General features: G+C 68.2%; 27 protein-coding genes. 16 read left to right on the top strand and 11 right to left on the bottom strand.

Going from position 1 to position 21891, the window contains the following annotated elements; genetic code table 11:
- The first annotated feature begins 112 nt into the window (after positions 1 to 112).
- Positions 113 to 784, top strand: a complete 672-nt coding sequence (locus ABFX45_RS40715) for an AIM24 family protein (protein ID WP_109641516.1) — start codon at positions 113 to 115, stop codon at positions 782 to 784.
- A gap of 6 nt (positions 785 to 790) precedes the next feature.
- On the opposite strand, the gene ABFX45_RS40710 is transcribed toward ABFX45_RS40715, so the two are convergent.
- The 3 genes from ABFX45_RS40710 to ABFX45_RS40700 form a co-directional block, all read right to left on the bottom strand.
- Positions 791 to 1060: an SDR family oxidoreductase gene (locus ABFX45_RS40710; RefSeq protein WP_346136199.1), complete on the bottom strand. Its 270-nt coding sequence runs from the start codon at positions 1058 to 1060 to the stop codon at positions 791 to 793.
- A gap of 118 nt (positions 1061 to 1178) precedes the next feature.
- A complete protein-coding gene (locus tag ABFX45_RS40705) occupies positions 1179 to 1874 on the bottom strand; it encodes a glycoside hydrolase family 11 protein (RefSeq protein ID WP_109641514.1) in 696 nt (231 codons plus the stop codon).
- A 285-nt stretch (positions 1875 to 2159) separates the two neighbouring features.
- Positions 2160 to 2546 (bottom strand): tetratricopeptide repeat protein, encoded by a 387-nt coding sequence (locus ABFX45_RS40700; protein ID WP_346136197.1) that lies wholly within the window; start codon positions 2544 to 2546, stop codon positions 2160 to 2162.
- A gap of 265 nt (positions 2547 to 2811) precedes the next feature.
- Here ABFX45_RS40700 and ABFX45_RS40695 point away from each other — a divergent pair, with 265 nt between their 5' ends.
- Complete coding sequence (locus tag ABFX45_RS40695) at positions 2812 to 3105, top strand: DUF3040 domain-containing protein (RefSeq protein ID WP_346136195.1); 294 nt, start codon at positions 2812 to 2814, stop codon at positions 3103 to 3105.
- An 81-nt stretch (positions 3106 to 3186) separates the two neighbouring features.
- On the top strand, positions 3187 to 3681 hold the full coding sequence (locus ABFX45_RS40690; protein WP_346136193.1) for a methyltransferase family protein: 495 nt from the start codon (positions 3187 to 3189) through the stop codon (positions 3679 to 3681).
- An 11-nt stretch (positions 3682 to 3692) separates the two neighbouring features.
- Here the strand turns inward: ABFX45_RS40690 and ABFX45_RS40685 are convergent, their stop codons facing one another.
- Genes ABFX45_RS40685 through ABFX45_RS40675 form a run of 3 tightly spaced genes read right to left on the bottom strand, consistent with a single transcriptional unit; the run spans position 3693 to position 5466 of the window.
- Complete coding sequence (locus ABFX45_RS40685) at positions 3693 to 4535, bottom strand: cytochrome c biogenesis CcdA family protein (RefSeq protein WP_109641510.1); 843 nt, start codon at positions 4533 to 4535, stop codon at positions 3693 to 3695.
- On the bottom strand, positions 4532 to 5092 hold the full coding sequence (locus ABFX45_RS40680) for a redoxin domain-containing protein (protein ID WP_346136190.1): 561 nt from the start codon (positions 5090 to 5092) through the stop codon (positions 4532 to 4534). Before ABFX45_RS40680 ends, ABFX45_RS40685 begins: the two co-directional genes overlap by 4 nt.
- 56 nt (positions 5093 to 5148) lie before the next feature.
- Positions 5149 to 5466, bottom strand: a complete 318-nt coding sequence (locus ABFX45_RS40675) for a winged helix-turn-helix transcriptional regulator (RefSeq protein ID WP_109641508.1) — start codon at positions 5464 to 5466, stop codon at positions 5149 to 5151.
- A 64-nt stretch (positions 5467 to 5530) separates the two neighbouring features.
- Here ABFX45_RS40675 and ABFX45_RS40670 point away from each other — a divergent pair, with 64 nt between their 5' ends.
- Together ABFX45_RS40670 and ABFX45_RS40665 are read left to right on the top strand one after the other, a co-directional pair.
- Positions 5531 to 6004 carry a group II truncated hemoglobin gene (locus ABFX45_RS40670; RefSeq protein WP_346136188.1) on the top strand — a complete coding sequence of 158 codons (474 nt, stop codon included), beginning with the start codon at positions 5531 to 5533 and terminating at the stop codon, positions 6002 to 6004.
- 149 nt (positions 6005 to 6153) lie between these two features.
- Complete coding sequence (locus ABFX45_RS40665) at positions 6154 to 7398, top strand: vanadium-dependent haloperoxidase (RefSeq protein WP_211337718.1); 1245 nt, start codon at positions 6154 to 6156, stop codon at positions 7396 to 7398.
- A gap of 109 nt (positions 7399 to 7507) precedes the next feature.
- Here the strand turns inward: ABFX45_RS40665 and ABFX45_RS40660 are convergent, their stop codons facing one another.
- A complete protein-coding gene (locus ABFX45_RS40660) occupies positions 7508 to 7729 on the bottom strand; it encodes a hypothetical protein (protein ID WP_346136185.1) in 222 nt (73 codons plus the stop codon).
- Between the two features lie 9 nt (positions 7730 to 7738).
- Positions 7739 to 8335 carry a TetR family transcriptional regulator gene (locus tag ABFX45_RS40655; protein WP_346136183.1) on the bottom strand — a complete coding sequence of 199 codons (597 nt, stop codon included), beginning with the start codon at positions 8333 to 8335 and terminating at the stop codon, positions 7739 to 7741.
- 49 nt (positions 8336 to 8384) lie between these two features.
- Here ABFX45_RS40655 and ABFX45_RS40650 point away from each other — a divergent pair, with 49 nt between their 5' ends.
- Entirely contained in the window at positions 8385 to 8882 is a 498-nt protein-coding gene (locus ABFX45_RS40650; protein ID WP_346136181.1) for a pyridoxamine 5'-phosphate oxidase family protein, read from the top strand.
- Positions 8883 to 8884: 2 nt separating this feature from the next.
- Here the strand turns inward: ABFX45_RS40650 and ABFX45_RS40645 are convergent, their stop codons facing one another.
- Positions 8885 to 10132 carry a PP2C family protein-serine/threonine phosphatase gene (locus ABFX45_RS40645; protein WP_346136180.1) on the bottom strand — a complete coding sequence of 416 codons (1248 nt, stop codon included), beginning with the start codon at positions 10130 to 10132 and terminating at the stop codon, positions 8885 to 8887.
- A gap of 171 nt (positions 10133 to 10303) precedes the next feature.
- Between ABFX45_RS40645 and ABFX45_RS40640 the strand changes: the two genes are divergently transcribed.
- The 4 genes from ABFX45_RS40640 (at position 10304) to ABFX45_RS40625 (ending at position 14443) form a co-directional block, all read left to right on the top strand.
- Positions 10304 to 10645 carry an MmcQ/YjbR family DNA-binding protein gene (locus ABFX45_RS40640; protein ID WP_346136178.1) on the top strand — a complete coding sequence of 114 codons (342 nt, stop codon included), beginning with the start codon at positions 10304 to 10306 and terminating at the stop codon, positions 10643 to 10645.
- Positions 10638 to 11621, top strand: coding sequence for an acyl-CoA dehydrogenase family protein (locus ABFX45_RS40635; RefSeq protein WP_346136176.1), 984 nt, complete (start codon positions 10638 to 10640; stop codon positions 11619 to 11621). The genes ABFX45_RS40640 and ABFX45_RS40635 overlap by 8 nt, the downstream gene beginning before the upstream one ends.
- 292 nt (positions 11622 to 11913) lie before the next feature.
- Positions 11914 to 13785, top strand: coding sequence for a S8 family serine peptidase (locus ABFX45_RS40630; protein WP_346136174.1), 1872 nt, complete (start codon positions 11914 to 11916; stop codon positions 13783 to 13785).
- Between the two features lie 67 nt (positions 13786 to 13852).
- Positions 13853 to 14443: a GNAT family N-acetyltransferase gene (locus ABFX45_RS40625; protein ID WP_346136172.1), complete on the top strand. Its 591-nt coding sequence runs from the start codon at positions 13853 to 13855 to the stop codon at positions 14441 to 14443.
- On the opposite strand, the gene ABFX45_RS40620 is transcribed toward ABFX45_RS40625, so the two are convergent.
- A complete protein-coding gene (locus ABFX45_RS40620; RefSeq protein WP_346136170.1) occupies positions 14385 to 15023 on the bottom strand; it encodes a hypothetical protein in 639 nt (212 codons plus the stop codon). The two genes, ABFX45_RS40625 and ABFX45_RS40620, sit on opposite strands and share 59 nt — an antisense overlap.
- Before the next feature lie 393 nt (positions 15024 to 15416).
- Between ABFX45_RS40620 and ABFX45_RS40615 the strand changes: the two genes are divergently transcribed.
- From ABFX45_RS40615 to ABFX45_RS40605, 3 genes are all read left to right on the top strand, one after another.
- The gene (locus ABFX45_RS40615; RefSeq protein ID WP_346136168.1) at positions 15417 to 15791 is read left to right on the top strand and encodes a winged helix-turn-helix transcriptional regulator; all 375 of its coding nucleotides are present in this window, start codon (positions 15417 to 15419) and stop codon (positions 15789 to 15791) included.
- Between the two features lie 167 nt (positions 15792 to 15958).
- Positions 15959 to 16813 carry a cellulose binding domain-containing protein gene (locus tag ABFX45_RS40610; RefSeq protein WP_346136166.1) on the top strand — a complete coding sequence of 285 codons (855 nt, stop codon included), beginning with the start codon at positions 15959 to 15961 and terminating at the stop codon, positions 16811 to 16813.
- A gap of 76 nt (positions 16814 to 16889) precedes the next feature.
- Positions 16890 to 17036 carry a hypothetical protein gene (locus tag ABFX45_RS40605; protein ID WP_346136164.1) on the top strand — a complete coding sequence of 49 codons (147 nt, stop codon included), beginning with the start codon at positions 16890 to 16892 and terminating at the stop codon, positions 17034 to 17036.
- A gap of 9 nt (positions 17037 to 17045) precedes the next feature.
- Here the strand turns inward: ABFX45_RS40605 and ABFX45_RS40600 are convergent, their stop codons facing one another.
- Complete coding sequence (locus tag ABFX45_RS40600) at positions 17046 to 17972, bottom strand: nuclear transport factor 2 family protein (protein ID WP_346136162.1); 927 nt, start codon at positions 17970 to 17972, stop codon at positions 17046 to 17048.
- A gap of 109 nt (positions 17973 to 18081) precedes the next feature.
- Here ABFX45_RS40600 and ABFX45_RS40595 point away from each other — a divergent pair, with 109 nt between their 5' ends.
- The 3 genes from ABFX45_RS40595 (at position 18082) to ABFX45_RS40585 (ending at position 21689) form a co-directional block, all read left to right on the top strand.
- Positions 18082 to 18678, top strand: a complete 597-nt coding sequence (locus ABFX45_RS40595; protein WP_346136160.1) for a TetR/AcrR family transcriptional regulator — start codon at positions 18082 to 18084, stop codon at positions 18676 to 18678.
- Between the two features lie 167 nt (positions 18679 to 18845).
- A complete protein-coding gene (locus ABFX45_RS40590; protein ID WP_346136158.1) occupies positions 18846 to 20291 on the top strand; it encodes a glycoside hydrolase family 43 protein in 1446 nt (481 codons plus the stop codon).
- Between the two features lie 24 nt (positions 20292 to 20315).
- Positions 20316 to 21689 carry a family 43 glycosylhydrolase gene (locus ABFX45_RS40585; protein WP_346136156.1) on the top strand — a complete coding sequence of 458 codons (1374 nt, stop codon included), beginning with the start codon at positions 20316 to 20318 and terminating at the stop codon, positions 21687 to 21689.
- Positions 21690 to 21891 lie beyond the last annotated feature (202 nt).

The raw sequence follows: 21891 nt of genomic DNA, 5'->3' as shown, positions 1-21891 counted from the left end.
CCATCAGGGTTTCCCCCTGACCTCCGCCTGATCTGCCGGGTCAGGGTTCGATCAGGACGACTGGCACAGCCCCGGCGATGCACCGGCTCGTGATCACCTGCATCATCTGGGCATGCGCAGCTCACTGTTCAACCACGAAGAACGGTCCGTCGAGCCGGGAAGTTTCCAGCTGCAGAACGACCGCATGCTCAAGGTGGATCTCACCGGCAGCGGCGGCTTCTTCTTCGCCAAGCAGGGATCGATGGTCGCCTACCAGGGTGACGTCGACTTCGCCTACGAAGGCGCCGGCGGCCTCGGCAAGCTGTTCAAGAAGGCCTTCACCGGTGAAGGCATGTCGCTGATGAAGGTGTCGGGCAGCGGCGACGTGTTCCTCGCCCAGGACGCCGACGAGATCTTCGTGCTGTACCTGGAGGATGAGGCCGTCACCGTGAACGGCAAGAACGTGCTCGCCTTCGACAGCACGCTCAAGTGGGACATCAACCGCACCGAAGGGGCGTCGATGCTCAGCGGTGGCCTGTTCAACACCACGTTCACCGGCACCGGTGCGCTGGCCGTGACCGCGTACGGGACGCCGGTCGTGCTGAACGTGGACGTGCCGACGTACGTCGACATGCAGTCCGCTGTTCTCTGGTCCACCTCGCTGCAGTCGTCGATCCGCAAGACGGCCAAGCTCGGCGCTGTCATCGGGCGCGGCTCGGGCGAGGCGTACCAGCTCGCGCTCTCGGGTCAGGGCATCGTCGTCGTGCAGGCGTCCGAAGGTCACCCGGTGCCGACCGCGCAGTGACGCCCCTCAGACGAGGTCGACCACCTCGTGCAGGCGCAGCCGCCGGTTCAGCGCACCGACGGCTCGGGCGACAGCGGTGCGAGGAAGCAGGCGCGCGACCCACGTCATCGCGCGGTTGAACCCCCGGCTCGGACAGGACACTGCGCGTCGCCGGGCGTAGTCGTCGAGCGTCCTTCGCGCGATAGTGGCGGGAAGGTCGGCGGCGGCCGGGTTGATCTTGGTCGTGGTACCGGCGAAGAAGCCGGTCGCGATGGCGCCGGGATGCGCCAGGCCCACGTCAAGCCGTCCGCTGCTGCGGTACCGAGCCCTTGACAGTCCTTTGTGGACTCACGTGCGAAGGTGGACCGGCTGCGGCGTGCGCCGGCGTGGCGCAACCGGTCCGGAACGGGGTTGGTCACCTCACCGTGATGTTGGAGTTGCCACTGCTCCGGTATCCCTCGGTCGCCATGATCATGTAGTAGCTGAAGTTGCCCAGCCGCATGCCGGCGCGGTTCCACGCGTCGAAGTGGTTGCCGGTGGTGATGGATCCGCCGGTCCGCTTCTGCTGCCGGACGCTCCAGAACTGCGGGAAGGTCTTGTTGCCTTCGACGGAGGGCGCGTTGTAGCGCATCGTCTGGTAAATGTCGTACGTGCCACCGTCACTGGTGACCGTGCCCTTGTAGGTGCCGGTGGGCCTATAGGTGCCCCAGTTGTCGACGATGTAGTACTCGACGAGCGGGTTCGACGTCCATCCGTACAGGGTCAGATACGCATTGCCTGACGGGTTGAAGCTGCCGGAATAGTTCACGGTTCGCCGCGAACCGTTGCTCCAGCCCTTGCCACCGACGAAGTTGCCGACATTGCTCCACGAGGTGCTGTAGTTGCCGCCGGAGCCGAACTCCATGCAGACCCTGCCGCCACCATCGGTCCAGAACGAGTAGTAGTAGCCGCCGTTGTTGCCGGTCTGGCTCGAGCACGTGGCGGTGATACCCACATCAGCGCCGGCGACGCCGGGCGTCAACGCCATGACCAGCGCGGCGCAGACACCGCGGAGGAGCAGTGCGACACGGCCGCGTTTGCGGCTCGACCGCCGAAAATTGGCTTCACCCATATGCGGTACTCCTCGTCATTGAGGTTGGCACGGCAGCCAGGCAGCGCGATGCGACCGGTGAACGCAAATGGTGATCGTGATGATGGCCGCCGTCGGTGCCGGCCCACTCGCCGAGCAGGCCGGCGGTGCGGTTACGACGGTCAGCCCGGATGCGGCGGGACCCACGTCGACCGTGGCCGAACCGTTATCGACACTAGCAGTGCCGAGGCGACTCCGTAAGGTTGCCGAGATGTTTCGAAACCCTTTGTCGGGAAGGCTTTCTGTCGTTTTGTGCGAGCTAAAAATTTAGCCGTCGAAGGGCTCACAACACCAAGTGGCCGGCCTTCGTTGCAGGCGTGGAACCGAGGGTGTCCAGTTGGTGCTGGACGCGTCCTCGACACGGTGCTGGACCCGGTACAGCTCCGGTGCGCGATGCCACGCGGCGCGGGCCTGCGGCTCGTCGGCGAGGGCGTGCGTCTGGCCGAGGTGATCGAGGATGTCGGCTTTCCAGTAGGTCTCACCGAGGTCGCTGCACAGGTCGAGGGCCTGCCGGTAGTGCGCGCGAGCCCCGCGGTGGTCGCCGGCGTGCCGGGCGAGGTTGCCCAGACTGTCCAAAGTGGCCGCTTCACCGGAACGGTCGTTGTTGTCGCGGAACAGGATGAGCGCGGCTTGACAGGCATTGCCGGCCTGCACGAGGTGTCCCAGCTAGGCGGAGTACCGGCGCGCACATCTCCTCAACCCTCATCGCGGCGACGGCCTGGCGGTAACGCCCGATCTGGTGTCACATGTGGACGGTGAGCGGGGACACCGCCAGGGACTTTCGCTCGCGACCGGTGGCGGCGAGCGGCTTGACGACCCACTGGACAACTGCCCCGCCGAGGATGAGGCTGGGAGATGGTAGGAGCGCACGCTGGGCCAGGACGTGGGGCGTACGCGGGCCGGTACTCGAGGAGGCTACGTGGGACTCACCGAGCACGAGAAGCGCGAGCTGAGCGCGATAGAACAACACCTCGCGGAAGACGATCCCGCGTTCGTGACGAAGCTGAACACGCCGTCGTGGCACCTGCGGCTGTCCGGCACCGCGCTGTTCATCCTGGGCCTGTTGACGACCTACGTGGCCGGCCTCGTGCTCTTGGCCACGGGCGCCACGCTCTCGTCGTGGCCGCTGATCGCGATCGGCGCCGCCGTGACCTCCGTCTACCCGGTGAAGGTCACCGCACAAGCGGTGAGTGAGCATCAACGCGGCAGCTAGTAGTCCGTCCGGGTGAGAATCGGTGCCGGAACGGGAACGGACGCTACCGCGTGTGGTTCCGCCGAGGTATGCCTTTGCGTTATGCAGACCAGGAAGGCGGCACTCGGCTCCGCCGGGTTCTTCGTGCTTGCGCCGGGTGGCGTCGCGGGGGTGATCCCCTGGCTGCTCACCCGCTGGCGGATGGAGCCGTTCTGGCTGCCGTTGCGGATTCTCGGCGTGGCCGTGCTGGTGCTCGCACTCACGGTGCTGATCTCCGCGTTCGCCCGGTTCGTCACCGAGGGCTTCGGCACTCCCGCACCCGTGGCCCCGCCGGACCGGCTCGTGGTCGGTGGCCTCTACCGGTTCGTGCGCAATCCGATGTACCTGGCGGTGCTCTCGCTGATGCTGGGGCAGACGCTCCTCTTCGGACAGTGGATCCTGCTGCCCTACGCCGCGATCGTGAGCCTGGCGTTCGCCGTGATGGTCCGCTTCCACGAGGAACCCGTCCTGCGACGCGATTTCGGCACCCAGTACGACTCCTACCGGGCCGCTGTCCCCGGATGGTGGCCTCGGCTGCGCCCCTGGCACCAGAACTGATCCGTGCCGGGTCACCGCGTCCTGCTGCGCCGCCGGATCAGCAGCACAGCACCGGCCAACAGCGCGCCGAGCACGATGACGAACGGGACCGGCCCGATCGCGGTGAACCAGTCGACGAGAAGTCCCTGCAGCCGTCCCGCCGCGTCGACCACCGGGTCGGCGGCATCGGCGTCGCCCAAGAACAACCGCAACTCGTAGACGCCGTAATAGGCCACGTACAACCCGACGAGCACGAGCAGCACGCCGCCGAGCCGGGACACGTGCGGCAGCAACGAGCGAGCCCGTCGCGTCACCACGTCGCTGGCCAGCGCGGTGGCGATCGCGAGCACCGTCACCACCAGACCCATGCCCACCGCGTAGGCGAGGAACGCCGTGACACCCTCCAGCAGATCACCGCTGCGCAACGTCGACCCGGCGACAGCGAGGAACGGGCCGATCGTGCACGACAACGACGCGATCGCGTACGCCACGCCGTAGCCGAACATCGACCCGACATGCCGGTTCGGCGCTCCCCTGGCCGGTTTGGGCAGCAGCAGCGTGATCTCCCGGCCCGCCAGCATCAGCACGCCCAGCACGACGAGCGCGAGGCCGATCACCACGGTCACGAACGGCAGGTAGCGCTGCACCGACGACGCGACCACCGAGAACACCAGGCCGAACAGGCCGAACACCGTGACGAACCCGAGCGTCATCATCGCGCTGGACACCACGGCACGGGTCAGCAACCGCGCACGGGACTGTTCGCTCGCACCGGTCACGACCAGCGCCAGGTAGGCGGGCAGCATCGCGAACCCGCACGGGTTGACCGTGGCGACCATGCCGGCCACCACGGCCACCAGCAGCGTCTGCGTCATGCCAGCTTGCTCAGCCGCTGCTTCAGGTCCTGCTCGGACAGCTGGCTGGTCACGACCTCGACCTGGCCGGAGCTGCCGACGAACGCGTAGGCGGGTTGAGCGGTCACACCGAACCGCTTCCACACCGCGCTGTCCACGTCGGCGACGTGCTGGAACGACTGCAGGCCGTACTTCTGCACGAACTGCTGCATCGCGGGCACCTGGTCGAGCGCGGCGACACCGAGGAAAGTCACCTTCTCGCCGTGCTCCTTCTGCGCCGCCGCCATGCCCGGCGCCTCGCGCTGGCACTTGGGACACCACGGCGCCCAGAACCACAGCACGACCGGCTTGCCGGCCAGTTCGGCGCCGTTGAGGTCCTTGCCGTCGACGGTCTTGGCGGTGAACTTCAGCTGCTCCGGCGCGGCGACGGCGGACGTGCCGCTCGGGGGCGTGCTGGTGCTCGTAGAGGTCGCTGCCGGTGGACCGGAGGTGGGACCTGGTGAGCCGGCCGGACCGCCACACGCGGTCAGAGCGGCCAGCAGGACGAGCGAACCGGCCGTGACGCGAATTCCGAACATGCGCCGATCCTGCCGCACCAGCCGGTGATCAGTTGTTACGAACCGCTGACGGCGGTTCACGCCTGCGCGATCACCACACCGGTGCGGGCGGCACGCAGCACACCCCAGTCGTGGAGGGCCTGAAGAGCCGGCCCCAGGCTCCGGCCCTCCTCGGTGAGCGAGTACTCGACGTGCGGAGGCACCTCGGCCCGCGCCACCAGGCCCGCGTCCTGCAGCTCGCGCAGCCGCTGCACGAACATCTTCTCGCTGATGCCGGGCACCTTGCGGCGCAGCTCGCCATAGTGGTGCGGGCGTTCCTTGAGGTGGGCGAGGATGACCGTCCGCCATTTGCCGCCGATGACGTCGAGGGCAAGCTCGACAGGACAGTGGTACATGGGCGTTCCTCACCAAAAAGTGCGTACTTGCTGGGGCGTTGCGCGTGATGCTGGAGTGGGGATCATGATCAAGGACCAGTCAACACCTTCTCTTTACACCTGGGCCGGTGGCGCCGAGGCGTTGTTGCGGCTGACCGAGGCGTTCTACCGGCGCGTCGCGGACGACGCGGTGCTCGCGCCGGTGTTCGCCGGCATGGATCCCGGTCATGCCCGCTACGTGGCGCTGTGGCTGGGTGAGGTGTTCGGCGGACCCGCCGCCTACACCGCCGAGCGGGGCGGCTATGAGTTCATGCTGGCCAAGCACCTCGGCCGGGCCATCACCGAGGAGCAACGCCGGCGGTGGCTGAACCTGATCATGGATGCCGCGGACGAGGTGGCGCTGCCGGACGATCCCGAGTTCCGTGCCGCGTTCGTCTCCTATCTGGAGTGGGGCACGCGACTGGCGGTGCAGAACTCCGCACCGGACGCCAAGCCCTATCACGGGGCACCCGTGCCGAAATGGGGCTGGGGTGAGGCGCCGCCGTACCTGAAGGAATGAGGTGGAATTCAGGGAAACGGCGTTCGGAGTAAGTGCTTGCTCGGCAAGGCTCGTTGCCCGTGCCTCATCGCCGCTGGATACTGGGACTTCGGTGGGTACTGTCACCTCTGGGGGATTCCATGGCACGTCGTATTCGAGAGCCTGGAAAATTGCGCGGAGCAGTTCTGCTGACCGTGTTTTCTCTGACCGTGCCGGTGGTGTTCACGGCCGCCGCGGCACAAGCGGCACCCCGGCCGAACGCCGTCATCACCTGGAACCTCCATGCCCAGACCGCCGCCTTCGAGGTCGCCCGGCAGTCGCCGACCGCCACCACCCGCAGTTTCGCGATGACGCAGGCCGCGGTGTACGACGCGGTCAACGCGATCGCCGGCGCCCCGTACGAGCCGTACCTGGTCGCGCCCCGCAGCCGGCCGGGCGACTCGGTCCCGGCAGCCGTCGCCACCGCGGCCTACCGCACGCTCGCCTGGCTCTTCCCCGCCCAGGCCGACTCCCTGCGCACGAAGTACGAGGAGTCGCTCGCCGCGATCCCCGACGGTCCTTCCGAGCGCGGCGGCATCGCTGTCGGCGAGGCGACGTCCACGGCCATGATCAACGCCCGTCGCAACGACGGCGCGTTCTCCAACGCCACCTGGCCCGTGGGCACCGCGCCTGGCCAGTGGCGGCCGACGCCGCCGGAGTTCCTCCAGGTCGGCGCCTGGTTCGCCACGCTGAAGCCGTTCGTCACCGACCCCAGGCCCCACCGCACCCCTGGACCGCCGGCCCTGACCAGCGCCGCCTACGCGCGCGACCTGAACGAGGTCAAGGCTCTCGGCTCGGCCACCAGCACGACGCGCACGCCCGAGCAGACCGAAGCGGCGATCTGGTGGGACGACCCGCGGCTGGTGGAGTGGTCGATCAAACGTCAGCTCGCCACGACCCACCGGCTCGGCGCCCTGCAGACCGCCCGCCTGTTCGCGATGGTGGACACCGCCACCGCCGACGCGCTCATCGCCTGCTACCAGGAGAAGAAGCGCTGGAGCTTCTGGCGTCCGGTGACCGCGATCCCGCTCGCCGACACCGACGGCAATCCCGCCACCGACGGCGATCCGGCCTGGACCCCGCTGCGGACCACCGCGCCGTCGCCGGAGTACCCGTCAGGGCACGCCTGCTTCACCGCCGCCACCACGACCGCCCTGCGCACGTTCTTCGGCCGCGACGACCTGTACTTCAGCGCCCACAGCGCCGACTCCGGCACCACTCGTCACTACCGCAGCCTTTCCAAGGCCATGGCCGAGCTGAAGCAGGCCAGGGTCTGGGCCGGGGTGCACTACCGCTTCGCTTCCGAGGACGGGCATCGGCTCGGCGCCGGGGTTGCCCGCGACGTCCTCGACCACGCCTTCGGCCCCGCGAAGTAGTCGCTGAGCAGGTCCGGGACGTCGCGGTGGAGGCGACCTCCAGCGCGTCCGGACTGCGCCGTGACCTCCGCGCCCTGACTCCCGGCGGCGTGTGCACCGCCGTCGGGTACTACCCTGCCTCCGGCACGCGGGTGCCGTTGATGCACATGTACGCCACCGACGCGACGTTGCGTCTCGGGACGTGGTCCTGGTCCCCGAGGTCGGCCAGTTTCGCCCAGGCCGCGCGGCCCGGCTTCCAGGTGCACTTCGTCGAACGCTGTCCGTTCTGCCCCTCCTCGACACCGGCGTGTTCACCGAGGAGAAGGTCGCCGCCAGCCGGACACGTTTCCACGCCTGAGCGTCACACCGGCTCGATCGAGATCGAGCCGAGGGCGCGGTGGATCAGGGAGGGAAGGTCACCCTCGTGACGAACCCACTCGTCCAGGGAGACGCGGACCGAGGCCATCGCCAGCGCCGCGAGCAGATGTTGCCGCGGATCGCGTTCGGTGGCATCGGGAATGCGCGGTACGAGCAGTTCGGCGATGGCGTGCTCGTACCGCTGGTACGCCCGCGCGGTCCAGGCGGCGAGTGCGGGTGACCCGCGCGTGAGCCCGGCCAGTTCCCGGATCTGACCCGCGTGCGCGGGGAACTGGTCCGCGAGCTCGGTGAAGGCGGCCACCAGCGCCTCCTTCGCGGGCAGGTGACCGGGCTGACGGGCGATCGCCTCGGTCACCAGGGTGAGCCAGGGACCGGCAACCCCTTCCGCGACAGCGCTTTCCTTCGAGTCGAAGTAGCGGAAGAACGTCGCGCGCGCGACTTCGGCGTCCTGCGCGATCTGGTCGACCGTGGTGTTGCCGACCCCTTGCTCGCCGGCGAGCCGCGCCGCCGAAGCGGCGATGCGCGCGTAGGTCGCCCGTCTCTTGCGAACAGCGAGACCGTCCGCTTCACTATGAGACATAGTCTCATTCTGGACTAAGTCTCATAGTGTGGCAAAAGAGGGGGCTCACATGGGAGTGAACCAGCGCGGGCAGATCATGATGTCCACCGACGAGATCGCCCAGTTCCTCATCGAACAGCGGGTCGCCACCCTCGCCACGATCGCCCCTTCCGGACAGCCCCATCTCGTCGCGATGTGGTACGCGGTGATCGACGGCGTGCTGTGGTTCGAGACCAAGGCCAAGTCGCAGAAGGCCGTGAACCTGCGCAGTGACGACAGAGTCACCGTGATGATCGAGACCGGTCACACCTACGACACGTTGCGCGGCGTCGCACTGGAAGGACACGCCACGATCGTCGACGACCCCGACGCGCTGTGGGCGGTCGGCGTGAGCGTGTGGGAGCGCTACACCGGGCCCTACACCGAGGAAGCCCGGCCGATGGTGGAGCTCATGCTCGCCAAACGTGTCGCTGTGCGGGTCGACGTCACCAGGACCCGGTCGTGGGATCACCGCAAGCTCGGCCTGCCCGCGCTTCCGCTTGGTGGCAGCACCGCCGCCCATTTGTGAGGTCACGCCCGGTTCTGTGGCTCCGCGACGCGTTGCTCAGCATTCTCGTTGTGGCAGATCGCCACCAGCGCGATGTCATCAGTCGCCGGCCGGTCGCCGACCATCGTGGCCATGACCTGGATGCAGACCGCCTCCGCGCCCGTCGGGGTGACGACGCCACGCAGCCGCTCGAGACCGGCGTCGAGGTCCTGCCCCCGGCGTTCCACGAGCCCGTCGGTGTAGAGGACGACCAGCGCACCCGGCGGCAGTTCGACGGTCGTGCTTCGGCGGCCGGTGCTGCCGAGAGCGAAACCGATGGGCGGATCGACCCGGACGTCGGCGAACCGGGCTTCACCTCCCGGCAGCGCGACGACCGGAGGCAGGTGCCCGGCCACGGCGAGACTCATCCGGTGGGCCCCCGTGTCGATGACCGCGTAGGCGACGGTGGCCATGGTCTCGTGCTCGAAGTGGCTGGCCTTCCGGTCGAGCTTGCCCAGGACCTCGGCCGGATCGGGATAGTCCAGCGCATAGGCGCGCAACGCGCTCCTCAATCGTCCCATGACGACCGCGGCACGCAGTCCGTTGCCGACGACGTCGCCGATCACCACGCCCATGCGCTCACCGGGCAGCTCGAACACGTCGTACCAGTCGCCACCGACACCGCTTTCCGCGCCCGCGACGTAACGGGCCGCCAGCTCCCAGCCCTCTCTGCTCGGCAGGCGTGCGGGGAGCAGGCTCTCCTGCAGCATCGTGGCCGCGGCGCGTTCGGACCGCGTCCGGTCCATGGTCACCGCGATGGCGAGACGATCGGCCACGAGCTGCAGCGCCTCGATCTCCTCGCCGGTGAACCGGCGGGACGTGGTGCTGCCGACGTGGACCACCCCGGTCAGCTCACCCTCGGCGATCATCGGCACGCCGAGCAGCACCTGCAGACCGTGCTCCCACAGCAGCGGGTTGACCACTGTGGACTCGTCGACGTGCTCGATCTGCAGTGGTGCCCGCGACTGGGCCACGCGGCCCGCGAAGCCCTTGCCGACCGGCACGCGGACTCCCTGGAAGACCTCCTCCTCGAGGCCTGAGGTGGCCTTCGCCACCAGCTGCGTGCCGCTGCGATCCAGCAGCAGGACGGTGACGGTGTCGACCGTGAACAGCTCACGGGAGCGCTCGAGCAGGAACGTCAGGAGTTTGTCGAGATCGAGTTCCTTGAGCGTCCCGTCCGTGACGGCGTCGAGCACGCGCTCCCGGATCGACGAACTCCTGGCCTCAGCCATTTCACCACCGTCTCCGCCGGGCACAGCCACGACGCCACGTCGTGCGATCACCAGTTTCCCATGCCCCGGGCTCGGCAGGGCCCGGTGCTCGTCGACGGGTACCGGACCTGGCACATCCGAGTTTCCATTCGTCCAAGGCGGGTGATGCGGACCACTGCCACGATGACGCCCATGGCTACGTGGGATGACGTGGTGACGATGGCGTCGCGGCTGCCGGAAGTCGAGCAGTCGACGTGGTTCCGGACACCTTCGCTGAAGGTGGCGGGCAAGGGGTTCGCGCGGCTGCGGGAGGAGGCCGAGGGCGGGCTCGTGCTCATCTGCGACCTGGACGAGAAGGCGGCGCTGCTCGCGTCCGGCGACCCCGCCTTCTACACCACCCCGCACTACGACGGGTACGGGGCGATCCTGGTCGACCTGGCGAAGGTCGACACCGGCCAGCTGGCCGAGCTGGTCGAGCAGGCGTGGCGGCTCAAGGCGCCCGCCCGCGCCCGCAAGGCGCTCGACCGTGAGTGAGGCACTGGCCGCCGCCCGGCGGATCGCCGACGAGGTCCTGTTCACCGCCGCGCCCTCCGTCGACACCGCCGACCGGGTTCCGCGTGGCCACCTCGATCTGCTGGCAGAGCGGGGTTTCTACGGCCTGGCGTCTCCTGAGACCACTTTGGACGTACCGGACTACGCCGCGGTGCAACGGATCGTGGAGATCCTCGCCGGAGGATGTCTCACCACGGCGTTCGTGTGGGTGCAGCACCACGGTGCGGTGATGGCGGTTGCGAAGTCCGGCAACGAGGCTCTCCGGTCGAAGTACCTGGCCGATCTCACCGCGGGCCGGGTTCGCGCCGGACTCGCCGCCGGTGCCGCCGTCCGGCCGGGACCGCCGCTGCTGCGTGCCACGCCGGTCGACGGTGGCTGGATCTTCGACGGCACGGCGCCGTGGGTGACCGGGTGGGGCATGGTCGACCTGCTGCACATCGCGGCTCGCGACGACAACGACGTCCTCGTGTGGGCACTGGTCGACGCCGTCGAGAGCGCGGGCGTCACCACGACGCCGGTGGAGATGGTCGCGGTGCAGGCCAGCCGGACGGTGACGATGAAAGTCGAGCGGTTGTTCGTACCGCATGACCGTGTCACGTCCACGATGCCCCGAGCAGAGCACCTGGCGGGCGACCCGGAGTCGGTGCGGTTCACCGGCTCGCTCGCACTTGGAGTGGCAAACCGGGCGATCCGGCTGGCCGGCTTCGGCCACACCGAGCTCGACGCCGTCCGGGAGCACCTGCACAGCGCCGCTCATGACGCCGTTCCCCTGGCGCGAGCGGCCGCGGCGGAGCTGGCGTTGCGGATGGCGGCCGCGCTCGTCGTGCACGACGGAAGCCGGGCGGTGCTGGCCCAGGAGCACGGACAGCGGCTTCTGCGCGAGGCCGGGTTCCTGCTCGTGTTCGGGTCCCGGCCGGCGATCAAGGCGGCATTGCTAGACCGTTTCCGCAATGATTGATTTTGGTCAACACTGAAGTTATTGAGGGCATCATCGCAAGGCACGCCGTGCCGCGAAAGGACCAGATCTGTCGCTGCTGTCTGCGCCGGGACGTGGCGAGCACCTCGCGTAGCCGGGTGGTCCCGACGGAGTCATTTGGGCCGATACCCACTTTTTCCAGTTATGAAACGCCTTCTGCGACGACTTCCTGACGGGCGCACCGTGCGCCTGCACAAGGCTTGTCTCGGATGAGAGGGGCTTTGTGAAAACCTCGGGCAGACGCGTCGTACGACGCGCGCTTGCAGGGATCGTGGTGGCCGCCACAGGGCTGACGACCGTCGTGGCGACGGCCTCGGCGGCAGAAGGGGTCGTCATCGCCGCACCGGCGGGGAAGGCGATCGCGGATCAGTACGTGGTCGTGCTCCGCGACGGCGTGGCGGCGGCGAGCGCGGGCTCGCTGGCCAAGCAGTACAACGGGAAGGTGACCGCGAGCTGGCAGCACGCGCTGCAGGGTTTCGCGGTCAACGCCAACGCCGCCAACGCCAAGGCGCTGGCGCGTGATCCGCGTGTGACGGCGGTGTACCAGGACGCCGTGGTCAAGGTGGACGGCGTTCAGGTGAACCCGCCGTCGTGGGGTCTCGACCGGATCGACCAGCGGAACCTGCCGCTGGACCAGCGTTACCACTACGGGCCGACCGCGCCGGGCGTGCACGCCTACGTGATCGACACGGGTATCCGCGTGTCCCACACGACGTTCGGCGGACGCGCGAGCTGGGGCACCAACACCACGGGAGACGGCAACAACACCGACTGCAACGGCCACGGCACGCACGTGGCGGGCACGATCGGCGGCCAGGAGTACGGCGTGGCGAAGTCGGTGCGCCTCGTCGCCGTGAAGGTGCTGAACTGCGGCGGCAGCGGCAGCTTCGCCGGCGTGATCAGCGGAGTGGACTGGGTGACCGCCAACGCGGTCAGGCCGGCGGTGGCGAACATGAGCCTGGGCGGTGGCGCGTTCGACCCGTTGGACACCGCGGTCCGCAACTCGATCGCGTCGGGCATCACCTACGCCGTGGCGTCGGGCAACTCCAACACCGACGCCTGCCAGACCTCGCCTGCCAGGGTTGCGCAAGCCCTGACGGTGAACGCCACGGGCACCAACGACGCCAGGGCGTCGTTCTCGAACTTCGGTGGCTGCACCGACCTGTTCGCACCGGGCGTCGGCATCACGTCGTCGTGGAACACGAGCGACACGGCGACCAACTCGATCAGCGGCACCTCGATGGCCACTCCGCACGTGGCCGGCGTGGCGGCGCTGTACCTCCAGCGGCATCCCGCGGCCCCTGCCCAGCGAGTGCACGACGCCGTCCTCCGCACCGCGACGGCCGGTGTGGTCGGCGGTCCCGGCGCGGGTTCACCGAACCGGCTGCTGTACTCGCTGTTCACCCAGTGGGGTCCGGAAGGCGACTACAACGGTGACGGCACAACGGATCTGACGGTCTGGCGGCCGTGGGAGGGCAACTGGTACGTACGCGGAATCAGCACCACGCAGTGGGGAGTCGGTGCCGACATCCCCGTTCCCGGTGACTACAACGGGGACGGCGTGACCGATTTCGCGGTGTGGAGGCCTTCTGAAGGCAACTGGTACGTGCGCGGCATCGGCACGGTCCAGTGGGGCGTCGGCGGGGACATCCCGGTTCCCGGCGACTACAACGGCGACGGCGTCACGGACTTCGCCGTGTGGCGGCCTTCCGAAGGCAACTGGTACGTGCGCGGGATCAGCACGACCCAGTGGGGCGTTGGCGGTGACATCCCTGTCGCGGCCGACTACAACGGTGACGGCATCACGGATCTCGCGGTCTGGCGGCCTTCCGAAGGCAACTGGTACGTGCGCGGGATCAGCACCACGCAGTGGGGCGTTGGCGGTGACGTTCCTGTTGTGGGTGACTACAACGGTGACGCCGTCGCGGATCTCGCGGTGTGGCGGCCGTCGGAAGGCAACTGGTACGTGCGTGGAATCAGCACGACCCAGTGGGGCGTCGGCGGGGACATCCCGGTTCCCGGCGACTACAACGGCGACGGCGTGACCGACCTCGCCGTGTGGCGCCCGTGGGAAGGCAACTGGTACGTGCGCGGCATCAGCACGACCCAGTGGGGCGTCGGCGGGGACATCCCGCTCGCCTCGTAGCTCGGCAACGCGGTTGATCGCCCGGCAGGTCAGCGACCGGCCGGGCGATCCTCGGTAGCCTGTCGGCGTGATTCTCTCCAGCGCCCGTCTCTCGATCCGGCCGTTCGCCGCCGAGGACGCGCAGACGTTGGCGGACTACCGGTCGGATCCGGACGTGGCGCGCTACCAGGGCTGGAGCACGCCGTTCCCGGTCGAGACGGCGGCGCGGCTGATCGCGGAGTTGACCGATCCCGCCGAGCCGGGCTGGTTCCAGTACGCGGTCGACCTCGACGGAACCCTGATCGGTGACATCGGCGTCAGCACGCACGAGAACCTCATGCAGGCCGACATCGGCTACACGATCGCCCCGGCGCATCAGGGCCGCGGCTACGCCACCGAAGCCCTGCAGCGCATGTTGCAGCACCTGTTCCTCGACCGCGGGCTGCACCGCGTGTCGGCCGAGTGCGACGCCCGCAACGAGCGTTCGGCGAAACTGCTGGCACGGCTGGGTTTTCGCCGGGAGGGCCATCGGGTCGAGCACACCTGGATCAAGGGTGAGTGGACGGACGACCTCCTGTTCGGCATGCTGGCCAAGGACTTCGGCACGCCGGACCGTCCGGTCAGGACAGAAAGCCGCCGTACCGGCCGTTGCGGACAGCGGCCTTCTGCTGCTCGTTGAAGTGGGTGTTCGGATAGTTGTAGAACGACGCGGACATTGGCGTGCCGTCGGTGTACGTCGAGTCGGGGAGGCCGAACGCGTGCCCGAGCTCGTGCACCATCCCGCCGTACCAACGGTTCATCGGGCCGTTGACACCCGCGTCACCGTCGGCGTCATGGCCGGACAGGATGACCCAGCCGTTGCCGCCACCGCCGCCGGCGCCCGGTCCCTCCGCGCTGACCTCGCCCACGTTGATCCACCGGCTGTCCGGTGCGCCCAGCCCGAGCTTGCGGATCAGCTCCTGCTGCATGTTGAACACCGACCACCAGTACCGGTCCGGTCCGTTGGGCGTGTTCTCGTACCAGCTGCGGTCGCGGTCGCCGGTGACGACCTCGACCACCGGGGAGTTGAGCTGGAACGTCTTGCCCAGCTCCTGCTTGTAGTACCTCTGGGCCTCCCGCATGACGCGGGCGATGCCGTCCGGACAGCGCTGGTCGAAGGGAACGTCGTAGGGCCTCAGCCAGTACACCCGCACGGTCTTTTCCGGCGGCGCCGCCTGGATCACGTCCGACGCGTCGGCCACCGGGGCCAACGGAGTCATGACGACGAGGACGGCCACCAGCGCGAGCAGAACCGCTCGGGCAGGCCGGGTGCGGTGCCAGAACGCAACATCGGGTCCTCACCTCGATTGTCGGCCGGAGAATGCACCGCCGACCGGAGGCCAGCGGTGCGGAAATGCGCGCGGCGGCCAGCTCTTTTGAACATAAGACTCGACTTGACCTGCGTCAACGCCGAAATAGTTTTCGGAACTCGACAATTCTTGACGGTGCCCGCCGCTGAAAAGTTTTCGACATCGCCTCTCCCCTTCCGTCAGCTCGGATCGTTTCCGCTCCATTCCTGCCAGGTGCAGGGTGGGGAGGCGCGGGCTTCGCACCTGCCCCTGAGCTGTGCCCGGTTCAGTCAGCTCGAGGTAGCCGTGAGTGGATGTGGCCTCTTGTCGCAGAATCCGGAGTGGACCGCTTCGGCGGCGATCTGGTCGACGCGCACTTCGTTGGCGCGCATGGACAACAAGTGGTCGACGATGGTGGTGATCGCGCTCGGCCGCAGTGGCGGCCTGCGGTTCCGCGACCTGCGCGCCACGGTCGAGGGCATCAGCGCGAAGGTGCTCACCGAGACGCTGCGGGATCTGGAACGCGACGGACTCGTCGCGCGGCACGAGTACGCCGGGATGCCGCCCAGGGTCGAGTACGAGCTGACCGAGCTGGGGCGCACGCTGCACCTGCCGCTGCAGGCACTGGGCCTCTGGGCGGAGGAACACGCCGCACAGGTGCTCGCGGCGCGGGAGGCCTACGACTCAGCTCGTCGCTGAACCAGCGTCGAATCGCGCCTGCCTGCCATGACCTGGCGATTCGACTCAATTCGACTCGTGGAGCGTCGAACGACCTGCCCATGTGCATTGACCACCAATGAAGTTGGGTCTACTTTCCCGAGCACTGCTCGCATCCGCGTATTGCGTGCCAGCCGCACGGGGGAACGATGAATGGCAGGCGATGGAAGGCCGCGGTGCTCACCGCGGCACTCCTCACCGCGGCTTGCGTCAGCGAACCGGCCCCTCCGGTCCGCAGCACCGAACCGGCCGCGGAGCCGCCCATCGCCCCACCCACCCTCACGGACACCCTGACCGTGCGAGGAGTCCCCGACGGACGCACCGTTCTGCTGTCGGACACGACCCGGATCCAGATCGAGGGACTCGCCGCGCCAGAGGAGTGCTGGGCCACCGCCGCCACCACCTTCGCCAAAGGGCTCCTGCTGGACAAGCCCGTGCGGATCGAGCGGGTGCCGGGCGGCGTGTCTCCCCTGCGGCTCCAGGACGGCACCGAGTACGCGCTGTTGGCTGTGCGCCAAGGCATCCTGCGCACCGACTCGCCGAACGACGCCGCGTTCGCCGATGCGGAGGCAGCGGCGTCGAAGGCCGGGCTGGGCCTCTGGGGTCCGCCCTGCCGCGGCCAGGCGACGACACCCGCACCGCCACCGGCCACCACACCCCCGCCCGGCACTCCTGCTCCCCGGCACGGATGCGGCGTCAGCTACCGCGTCACCCACCAGGCGACGAACGGCTTCCGCGCCGAGGTCGTGATCACCAACACCGGGAACGTCGCGGTCACGGGCTGGACCCTGCGGTGGAGGTTCACCAGCGGGCAGGTCGTGGCGCAGGTGCGGCACGCGAAGATCAGTCAGTCCGGTTCGGACGTGAGCGCCATCAACCTCCCCGAGTTCGCCGCGATTCCCACCGGCGCCACGCGCTCGTTCGTGTTCACCGCGATGCAGATGTCGGACAACCCGGCTCCGAAGTCCTTCACCCTCAACGGTCACTCGTGCACCGTCAGCTGAAGACACACCTGTCGGTTACGTTGAGGTAACCGGCGGCCTGATGCGACTCTGGGGGCGGCCACCACCGCACACCTCGATGAACCTCTTGAACGCCATTGGCCCCGGTGGCGGCGCGGCGGGCGGCCGCATCATCGCCACCGGGAGCCCTGGCCGGATCGCCGGTGTGCCGGACAGCGCCACCGGCCGCTATCTGCGCGACCACCTCGCCAGGGCGGCGACCTGAGCTCGCGGATCAGAACATCGTGTTGTCGTTCGCGGAGGTCTCCGGCACGTCCTGGACCACGTCCCAATGCTCGACGATCTTCCCGTCGGGACGCACCCGGAAGATGTCCACGACGGCCTGACCGCGATCGGTCGGGCTCATCCGGTAGTGCGAGTGGACGGCGACGAGGTCGCCTTCCGCGACCACACGCTTGCGTTCCACGATCATCTGAGGGAACTGGCTGAAGAACGCGGCGAACATCTCCCGCAGCCCGGCGGAGCCGCTCGGGATAGCGGGGTTGTGCTGGTGGTACTCCGGCGCCAGGTACCCGACCGCGTCGGTGTCCTTGCGGACCAGGAGCTGGTCGAAGTAGCCGGTCACGACCGCCTTGCTCGACGCGGTCCACCACCGCGGCCCCGGTTGGTTCGTCCGCGGTGCGCTCACCGTGGAGAACATGTCGTTGCCGCTGACCGACGTCTCGGGCACCTGCTGGACCACGTCCCAGTGCTCGGCGATCATGCCGTCGCGGTCGAAGCGGAAGATGTCGACCACCGCCGTACCCCTGGTACCTGGCGTGAGGACCACGTTGGAGTGCACCAGGACCAGGTCACCCTCGGTGATCACGCGCTTCACGTCGTACTTCAGGTCGGGGAACTGGGTGACCAGCGGGCCGGCGAAGGCTTTGAGGGCCGCCGTGCCGTTCGGGGCCAGCGGGTTGTGCTGGATGTAGTCCGGGCGGATGTACCGGTCCACCACCGAGGTGTCGCCGTCCTCGAAGAGCCGCTTGAGCACCTTCACGACGATGGCCTTGTGCAGGCCGAGATTTTCCGTCTGCCAGGAGTGGGCCCTCGCCGGACTCGATGCCGACGCCGGCGCGGTTCCGGCCATGCCGCCCACCGTCACCGCAGCCAGTACGACGGCTGCGACCTTCCTCGACGTGGCACTGCGAGTGCGCATCTGTCTCCTCCAACGTTCGTAGGCGCGTTGTCGACAGCGTACGTCAAATATGACAGCGACTGACAAGTCGTCAGTACCTGTCAATTTCGACAGGCGCTACAGTGATGTCGTGACCACCGAGAAGCCGGGACTTCGCGAACGGACGCGCCAGGCGGTCCGCACCCAGCTGATGGCCGTCGCCTGGGGCCTCTTCGTCGAGCGGGGGTACGACGCCACGACGGTGGACGAGATCGCCGCCGCGGTCGGCATGTCCCAGCGCAGCTTCTTCCGCTATTTCAGCTCCAAAGAGGACGTCGTCCTGGTGAAGTTCGAGGCGGTCGGCGCGATGCTGGCCGACGTGCTCGCGAACAGGCCGGCGGAGGAGGACGCGTGGACGGCACTGCGCCGCGCGTTCGACGTGATCGTGGGACCGACTGAACGAGACCCCCGCCACGGCCTGGTCCTGCTGCGGATCACGAGCCAGGCCCCGGCGCTGCGGGCGCGCGTCCTGGAAGAGCAGACGAACTGGCAGGAACTGCTGGCGCCGCTCGTCGCCCTGCGCATGCAGCAACCCGCCGGTGGCGACCTGGGCCCTACTGCGCTCACCGCGGCCGCACTCGCCTGCCTGGTGGTCGCGAACGCGGCCTGGCTGCGCGTCGACGGCACCGAGCCACTGGCCGGATTCCTCGACGACGCCATGAGGACAGTGCGACCGGGCGCGTTCTGAATTCGACGGCGTTCGACGCCGATCGGCTCGAATTGTTGGCGCTAACACCCCTTCTGCACGCCAATACCGTTCGCAGCCGTTGACTCCACCACAGGCGGTCGTCAAGATGGACCCACGGTGTTAGCGCTAACATCCCTGCCGCGCTTGTCAACGAGGAGAAGGCGCAGATGTCCAGAGCTGTCTCGAAGGCGACCGCAGTGTTCGCCGTCATCGTCTCGCTGCTCTCCGTCTGGCTGCCGATGCCTGCGGCCGCCGCCGACCCGTTCACGGGCTATCTGATGGCCCACTTCACCGGGGAGTCGGCCACCGGCGAACAGATCTACCTGGCGCACAGCAAGGACGGCCTGCGCTGGAACGACCTGAACAACGGGTCGCCGGTGCTGGTGTCCACTGTGGGCACTCGTGGTGTCAGGGATCCCGCGATCGTGCGCTCCCCCGCCGGTGACCGGTACTGGATCATCGCGACGGACCTGCGGATCGCCGGCGGGACGTCGTGGAGCGACGCCGCCGAGCGAGGAAGCAAGTCGCTGGTGGTGTGGGAGTCGCGGGACCTGGTGAACTGGTCGGCGCCGTGGCTGGTCAACGTCGCGGGCGCGATCTCCGGTGCGGGCAACGCCTGGGCTCCCGAAGCGATCTACAACCCGGCGACCGGCGACTACGTCCTCTACTGGGCGACGAACACCGTGGTGAACGGGGCGTACAAGCACCGCATCTACTACTCGCGCACGCGGGACTTCCGCAGTGTGACCACGCCGCAGGTGTTCATCGAACGCTCGGGCCGCCAGGGGATCATCGACACGCAGATCGTCGAGGTGCCCGGCAGCGTCGGCGGTTACCGCTACTACCGGGCCTCGGCGGACGGCCACATCACGATCGAGGGCGCCAACTCGATCCTCGGCTCGTGGACCAACATCGGGAACCTGTCGCACATGGGCATCTCCAACGGCACGGGTGGCGGCAACGTCGTCGAAGGCCCGATGTGGGCGCAGTTCAACGGCCGCAACGAGTGGAACCTGTGGCTCGACCAGTTCGCCACCGGCCGCGGGTACATGCCGATCACGTCGGCGAACCTCGGCAGCACCGGCAACTTCCGCACGCGGTCGGACTACAGCACGGGCACGAGCCGCAAGCGGCACGGGTCGATCCTCAACATCACGGCCGCCGAGGAGAGCCGCGTCCTCGCACGGTGGGGAAACTCGGTGCCTGTCAACAGGATCCAGTCTTACAACGTCCAGGACCGGTACGTGCGGCACGTGAACATGGACGTCCGCATCGACGCCAACGTGAGCCCGGCGCAGGACGCCCAGTTCAGGCTCGTTCCGGGGCTGGCGAACAACTCCGGCTACGTGTCGTTCGAGTCGGTGAACTACCCCGGCCACTTCCTGCGGCACTACGGCTACGACTTCGTGCTGGCACCCGATGACGGGTCCACCGTCTTCCGCGCGGACGCCACGTTCCGCCGCGTGGCCGGCCTCGCCGACTCGTCGTGGACGTCCTTCCAGTCCTACAACTTCCCCGATCGGTACATCCGGCACCAGAACTACCTGCTCAGGCTCGATCCCATCACCGACGCGACCGGGCGCGGCGACGCCACCTTCCGAGTCACGAACTGACCTGACGGACAAGGACAACGCGTGATGAACCGGCTTGTCGCTGCTCTCGTCGGACTGACCCTCGGCGCTGTGATCGTGGTGCCCAGCGCCCACGCCGCCACGATCGCGACCGGCGCCCGCTCGCTCGAGTCCGTCAACTTCCCCGGCCGGTTCGTCACCGCTGCGGGCAGGATCGACCCGGTGACCTCCGGCAGCACCGCGGCGGCGAAACGGGACGCCACCTTCACCGTCCTGCCCGGGCTCGCCTCACCGTCGTGCTACTCCTTCCAGGTCGGTGGAATGTTCCTGCGGCACTACGACTTCCGGCTGCGACTGGACGTCAACGCCGGCACACCGGCGTTCCGTCAGGACGCCACCTTCTGCGCGGTGGACGGCTCGGTCGCGGGGTCGATCTCGTTGGCGGCGTACAACTATCCGGATCACCGGATCCGGCACCGCGACTACCAGTTGTGGCTCGACCCGTACCAGGACACCGCAGGCTTCCGCGCCGACAGCTCGTTCCGCGTCACCGCACCGTGGGCACCGAAGACGAACAAGGGCCCGGTGCTTCCCGGGCTGTACGCCGACCCGCACATCGTCAACTTCGGCGGGCGCTACTACCTCTACCCCACCACCGACGGCTTCGCGTCGTGGAGCGGTACCCAGTTCAAGGCGTTCTCCTCCACCGACCTGGTGAACTGGACCGACCACGGCGTGATCCTCGACCTCGGCCCGGGAGTGTCCTGGGCGGACAACTCGGCCTGGGCGCCGTCCATCGCCGAGCGCAACGGCAAGTACTACTTCTACTTCAGCGGCGGGATGGCGAGCGGGGACACCGCCAAACAGCTGGGCGTCGCGGTGGCCGACTCGCCGACCGGCCCGTTCCGGGACGCGCTCGGGCGGCCGTTGGTGCGCGGCGGCCAGTTCTCCGGGCAGGCCATCGACTCGATGGTGTTCACCGATGACGACGGTCAGTCCTATTTGTACTGGGGACAGGGTTCCGTGCACGCGGTGCGGCTGAACAGCGACATGATCTCGTTCGACCCGGCCCAGGTGCGCTCGTCCAAACCGTCCGGCTACAACGAGGCACCGTTCGTGTTGAAGCGCAACGGCACCTACTACTTGATGTGGTCGGAGAACGACACGCGCAGCGAGGACTACCAGGTCGCCTACGCCACCGGGAACTCGCCGTTCGGCCCGTGGACCAAACGCGGTGTCGTGCTGCAGAAGCGCACGGGCCAGGGCATTCTCGGCACCGGCCACCACTCGGTCGTCCGGGAACCCGGTACCGACACGTGGTACGTGGCCTATCACCGGTTCGCGGTGCCCGGCGGCAACGGCATCAACCGGGAGACCACGATCGACCGCCTGCACTTCAACTCGGACGGCACGATCCGCCCCATCACACCGACGCTGTGACCGGACGTTTCCCAGGAGGACGGTCCGGGTAACCGAGGCGGCACGGTGGAGGTGACAGGAGATGCCCCGAACCGAGGAGCAATGCTTGAAATCTGTGGATGAGTTGGGAAGGGGCGTACCTTCCCGATGATCTGCTGATCCTCAAGCAAGGCCGACGTTGGCGCGTCGGTCGGGAAGGCACGCCCATGCTCACCGTAGTCCC

Origin of the sequence: Lentzea roselyniae, assembly GCF_039537795.1 — a bacterium.
GTDB lineage: Bacteria > Actinomycetota > Actinomycetes > Mycobacteriales > Pseudonocardiaceae > Lentzea > Lentzea atacamensis.
Note: the sequence above shows the minus strand (reverse complement) of the source record. Positions and strands in the feature narration are given on the sequence as shown.

Coding starts and splice junctions, on each gene's coding strand:
- ABFX45_RS40715 (WP_109641516.1), top strand. CDS start 113: ATGCGCAGCTCACTGTTCAACCACGAAGAACGGTCCGTCGAGCCGGGA.
- ABFX45_RS40705 (WP_109641514.1), bottom strand. CDS start 1,874: ATGGGTGAAGCCAATTTTCGGCGGTCGAGCCGCAAACGCGGCCGTGTC.
- ABFX45_RS40690 (WP_346136193.1), top strand. CDS start 3,187: ATGCAGACCAGGAAGGCGGCACTCGGCTCCGCCGGGTTCTTCGTGCTT.
- ABFX45_RS40685 (WP_109641510.1), bottom strand. CDS start 4,535: ATGACGCAGACGCTGCTGGTGGCCGTGGTGGCCGGCATGGTCGCCACG.
- ABFX45_RS40680 (WP_346136190.1), bottom strand. CDS start 5,092: ATGTTCGGAATTCGCGTCACGGCCGGTTCGCTCGTCCTGCTGGCCGCT.
- ABFX45_RS40675 (WP_109641508.1), bottom strand. CDS start 5,466: ATGTACCACTGTCCTGTCGAGCTTGCCCTCGACGTCATCGGCGGCAAA.
- ABFX45_RS40670 (WP_346136188.1), top strand. CDS start 5,531: ATGATCAAGGACCAGTCAACACCTTCTCTTTACACCTGGGCCGGTGGC.
- ABFX45_RS40655 (WP_346136183.1), bottom strand. CDS start 8,335: ATGTCTCATAGTGAAGCGGACGGTCTCGCTGTTCGCAAGAGACGGGCG.
- ABFX45_RS40650 (WP_346136181.1), top strand. CDS start 8,385: ATGGGAGTGAACCAGCGCGGGCAGATCATGATGTCCACCGACGAGATC.
- ABFX45_RS40645 (WP_346136180.1), bottom strand. CDS start 10,132: ATGGCTGAGGCCAGGAGTTCGTCGATCCGGGAGCGCGTGCTCGACGCC.
- ABFX45_RS40640 (WP_346136178.1), top strand. CDS start 10,304: ATGGCTACGTGGGATGACGTGGTGACGATGGCGTCGCGGCTGCCGGAA.
- ABFX45_RS40620 (WP_346136170.1), bottom strand. CDS start 15,023: ATGACTCCGTTGGCCCCGGTGGCCGACGCGTCGGACGTGATCCAGGCG.
- ABFX45_RS40610 (WP_346136166.1), top strand. CDS start 15,959: ATGAATGGCAGGCGATGGAAGGCCGCGGTGCTCACCGCGGCACTCCTC.
- ABFX45_RS40605 (WP_346136164.1), top strand. CDS start 16,890: ATGAACCTCTTGAACGCCATTGGCCCCGGTGGCGGCGCGGCGGGCGGC.
- ABFX45_RS40600 (WP_346136162.1), bottom strand. CDS start 17,972: ATGCGCACTCGCAGTGCCACGTCGAGGAAGGTCGCAGCCGTCGTACTG.
- ABFX45_RS40590 (WP_346136158.1), top strand. CDS start 18,846: ATGTCCAGAGCTGTCTCGAAGGCGACCGCAGTGTTCGCCGTCATCGTC.
- ABFX45_RS40585 (WP_346136156.1), top strand. CDS start 20,316: ATGAACCGGCTTGTCGCTGCTCTCGTCGGACTGACCCTCGGCGCTGTG.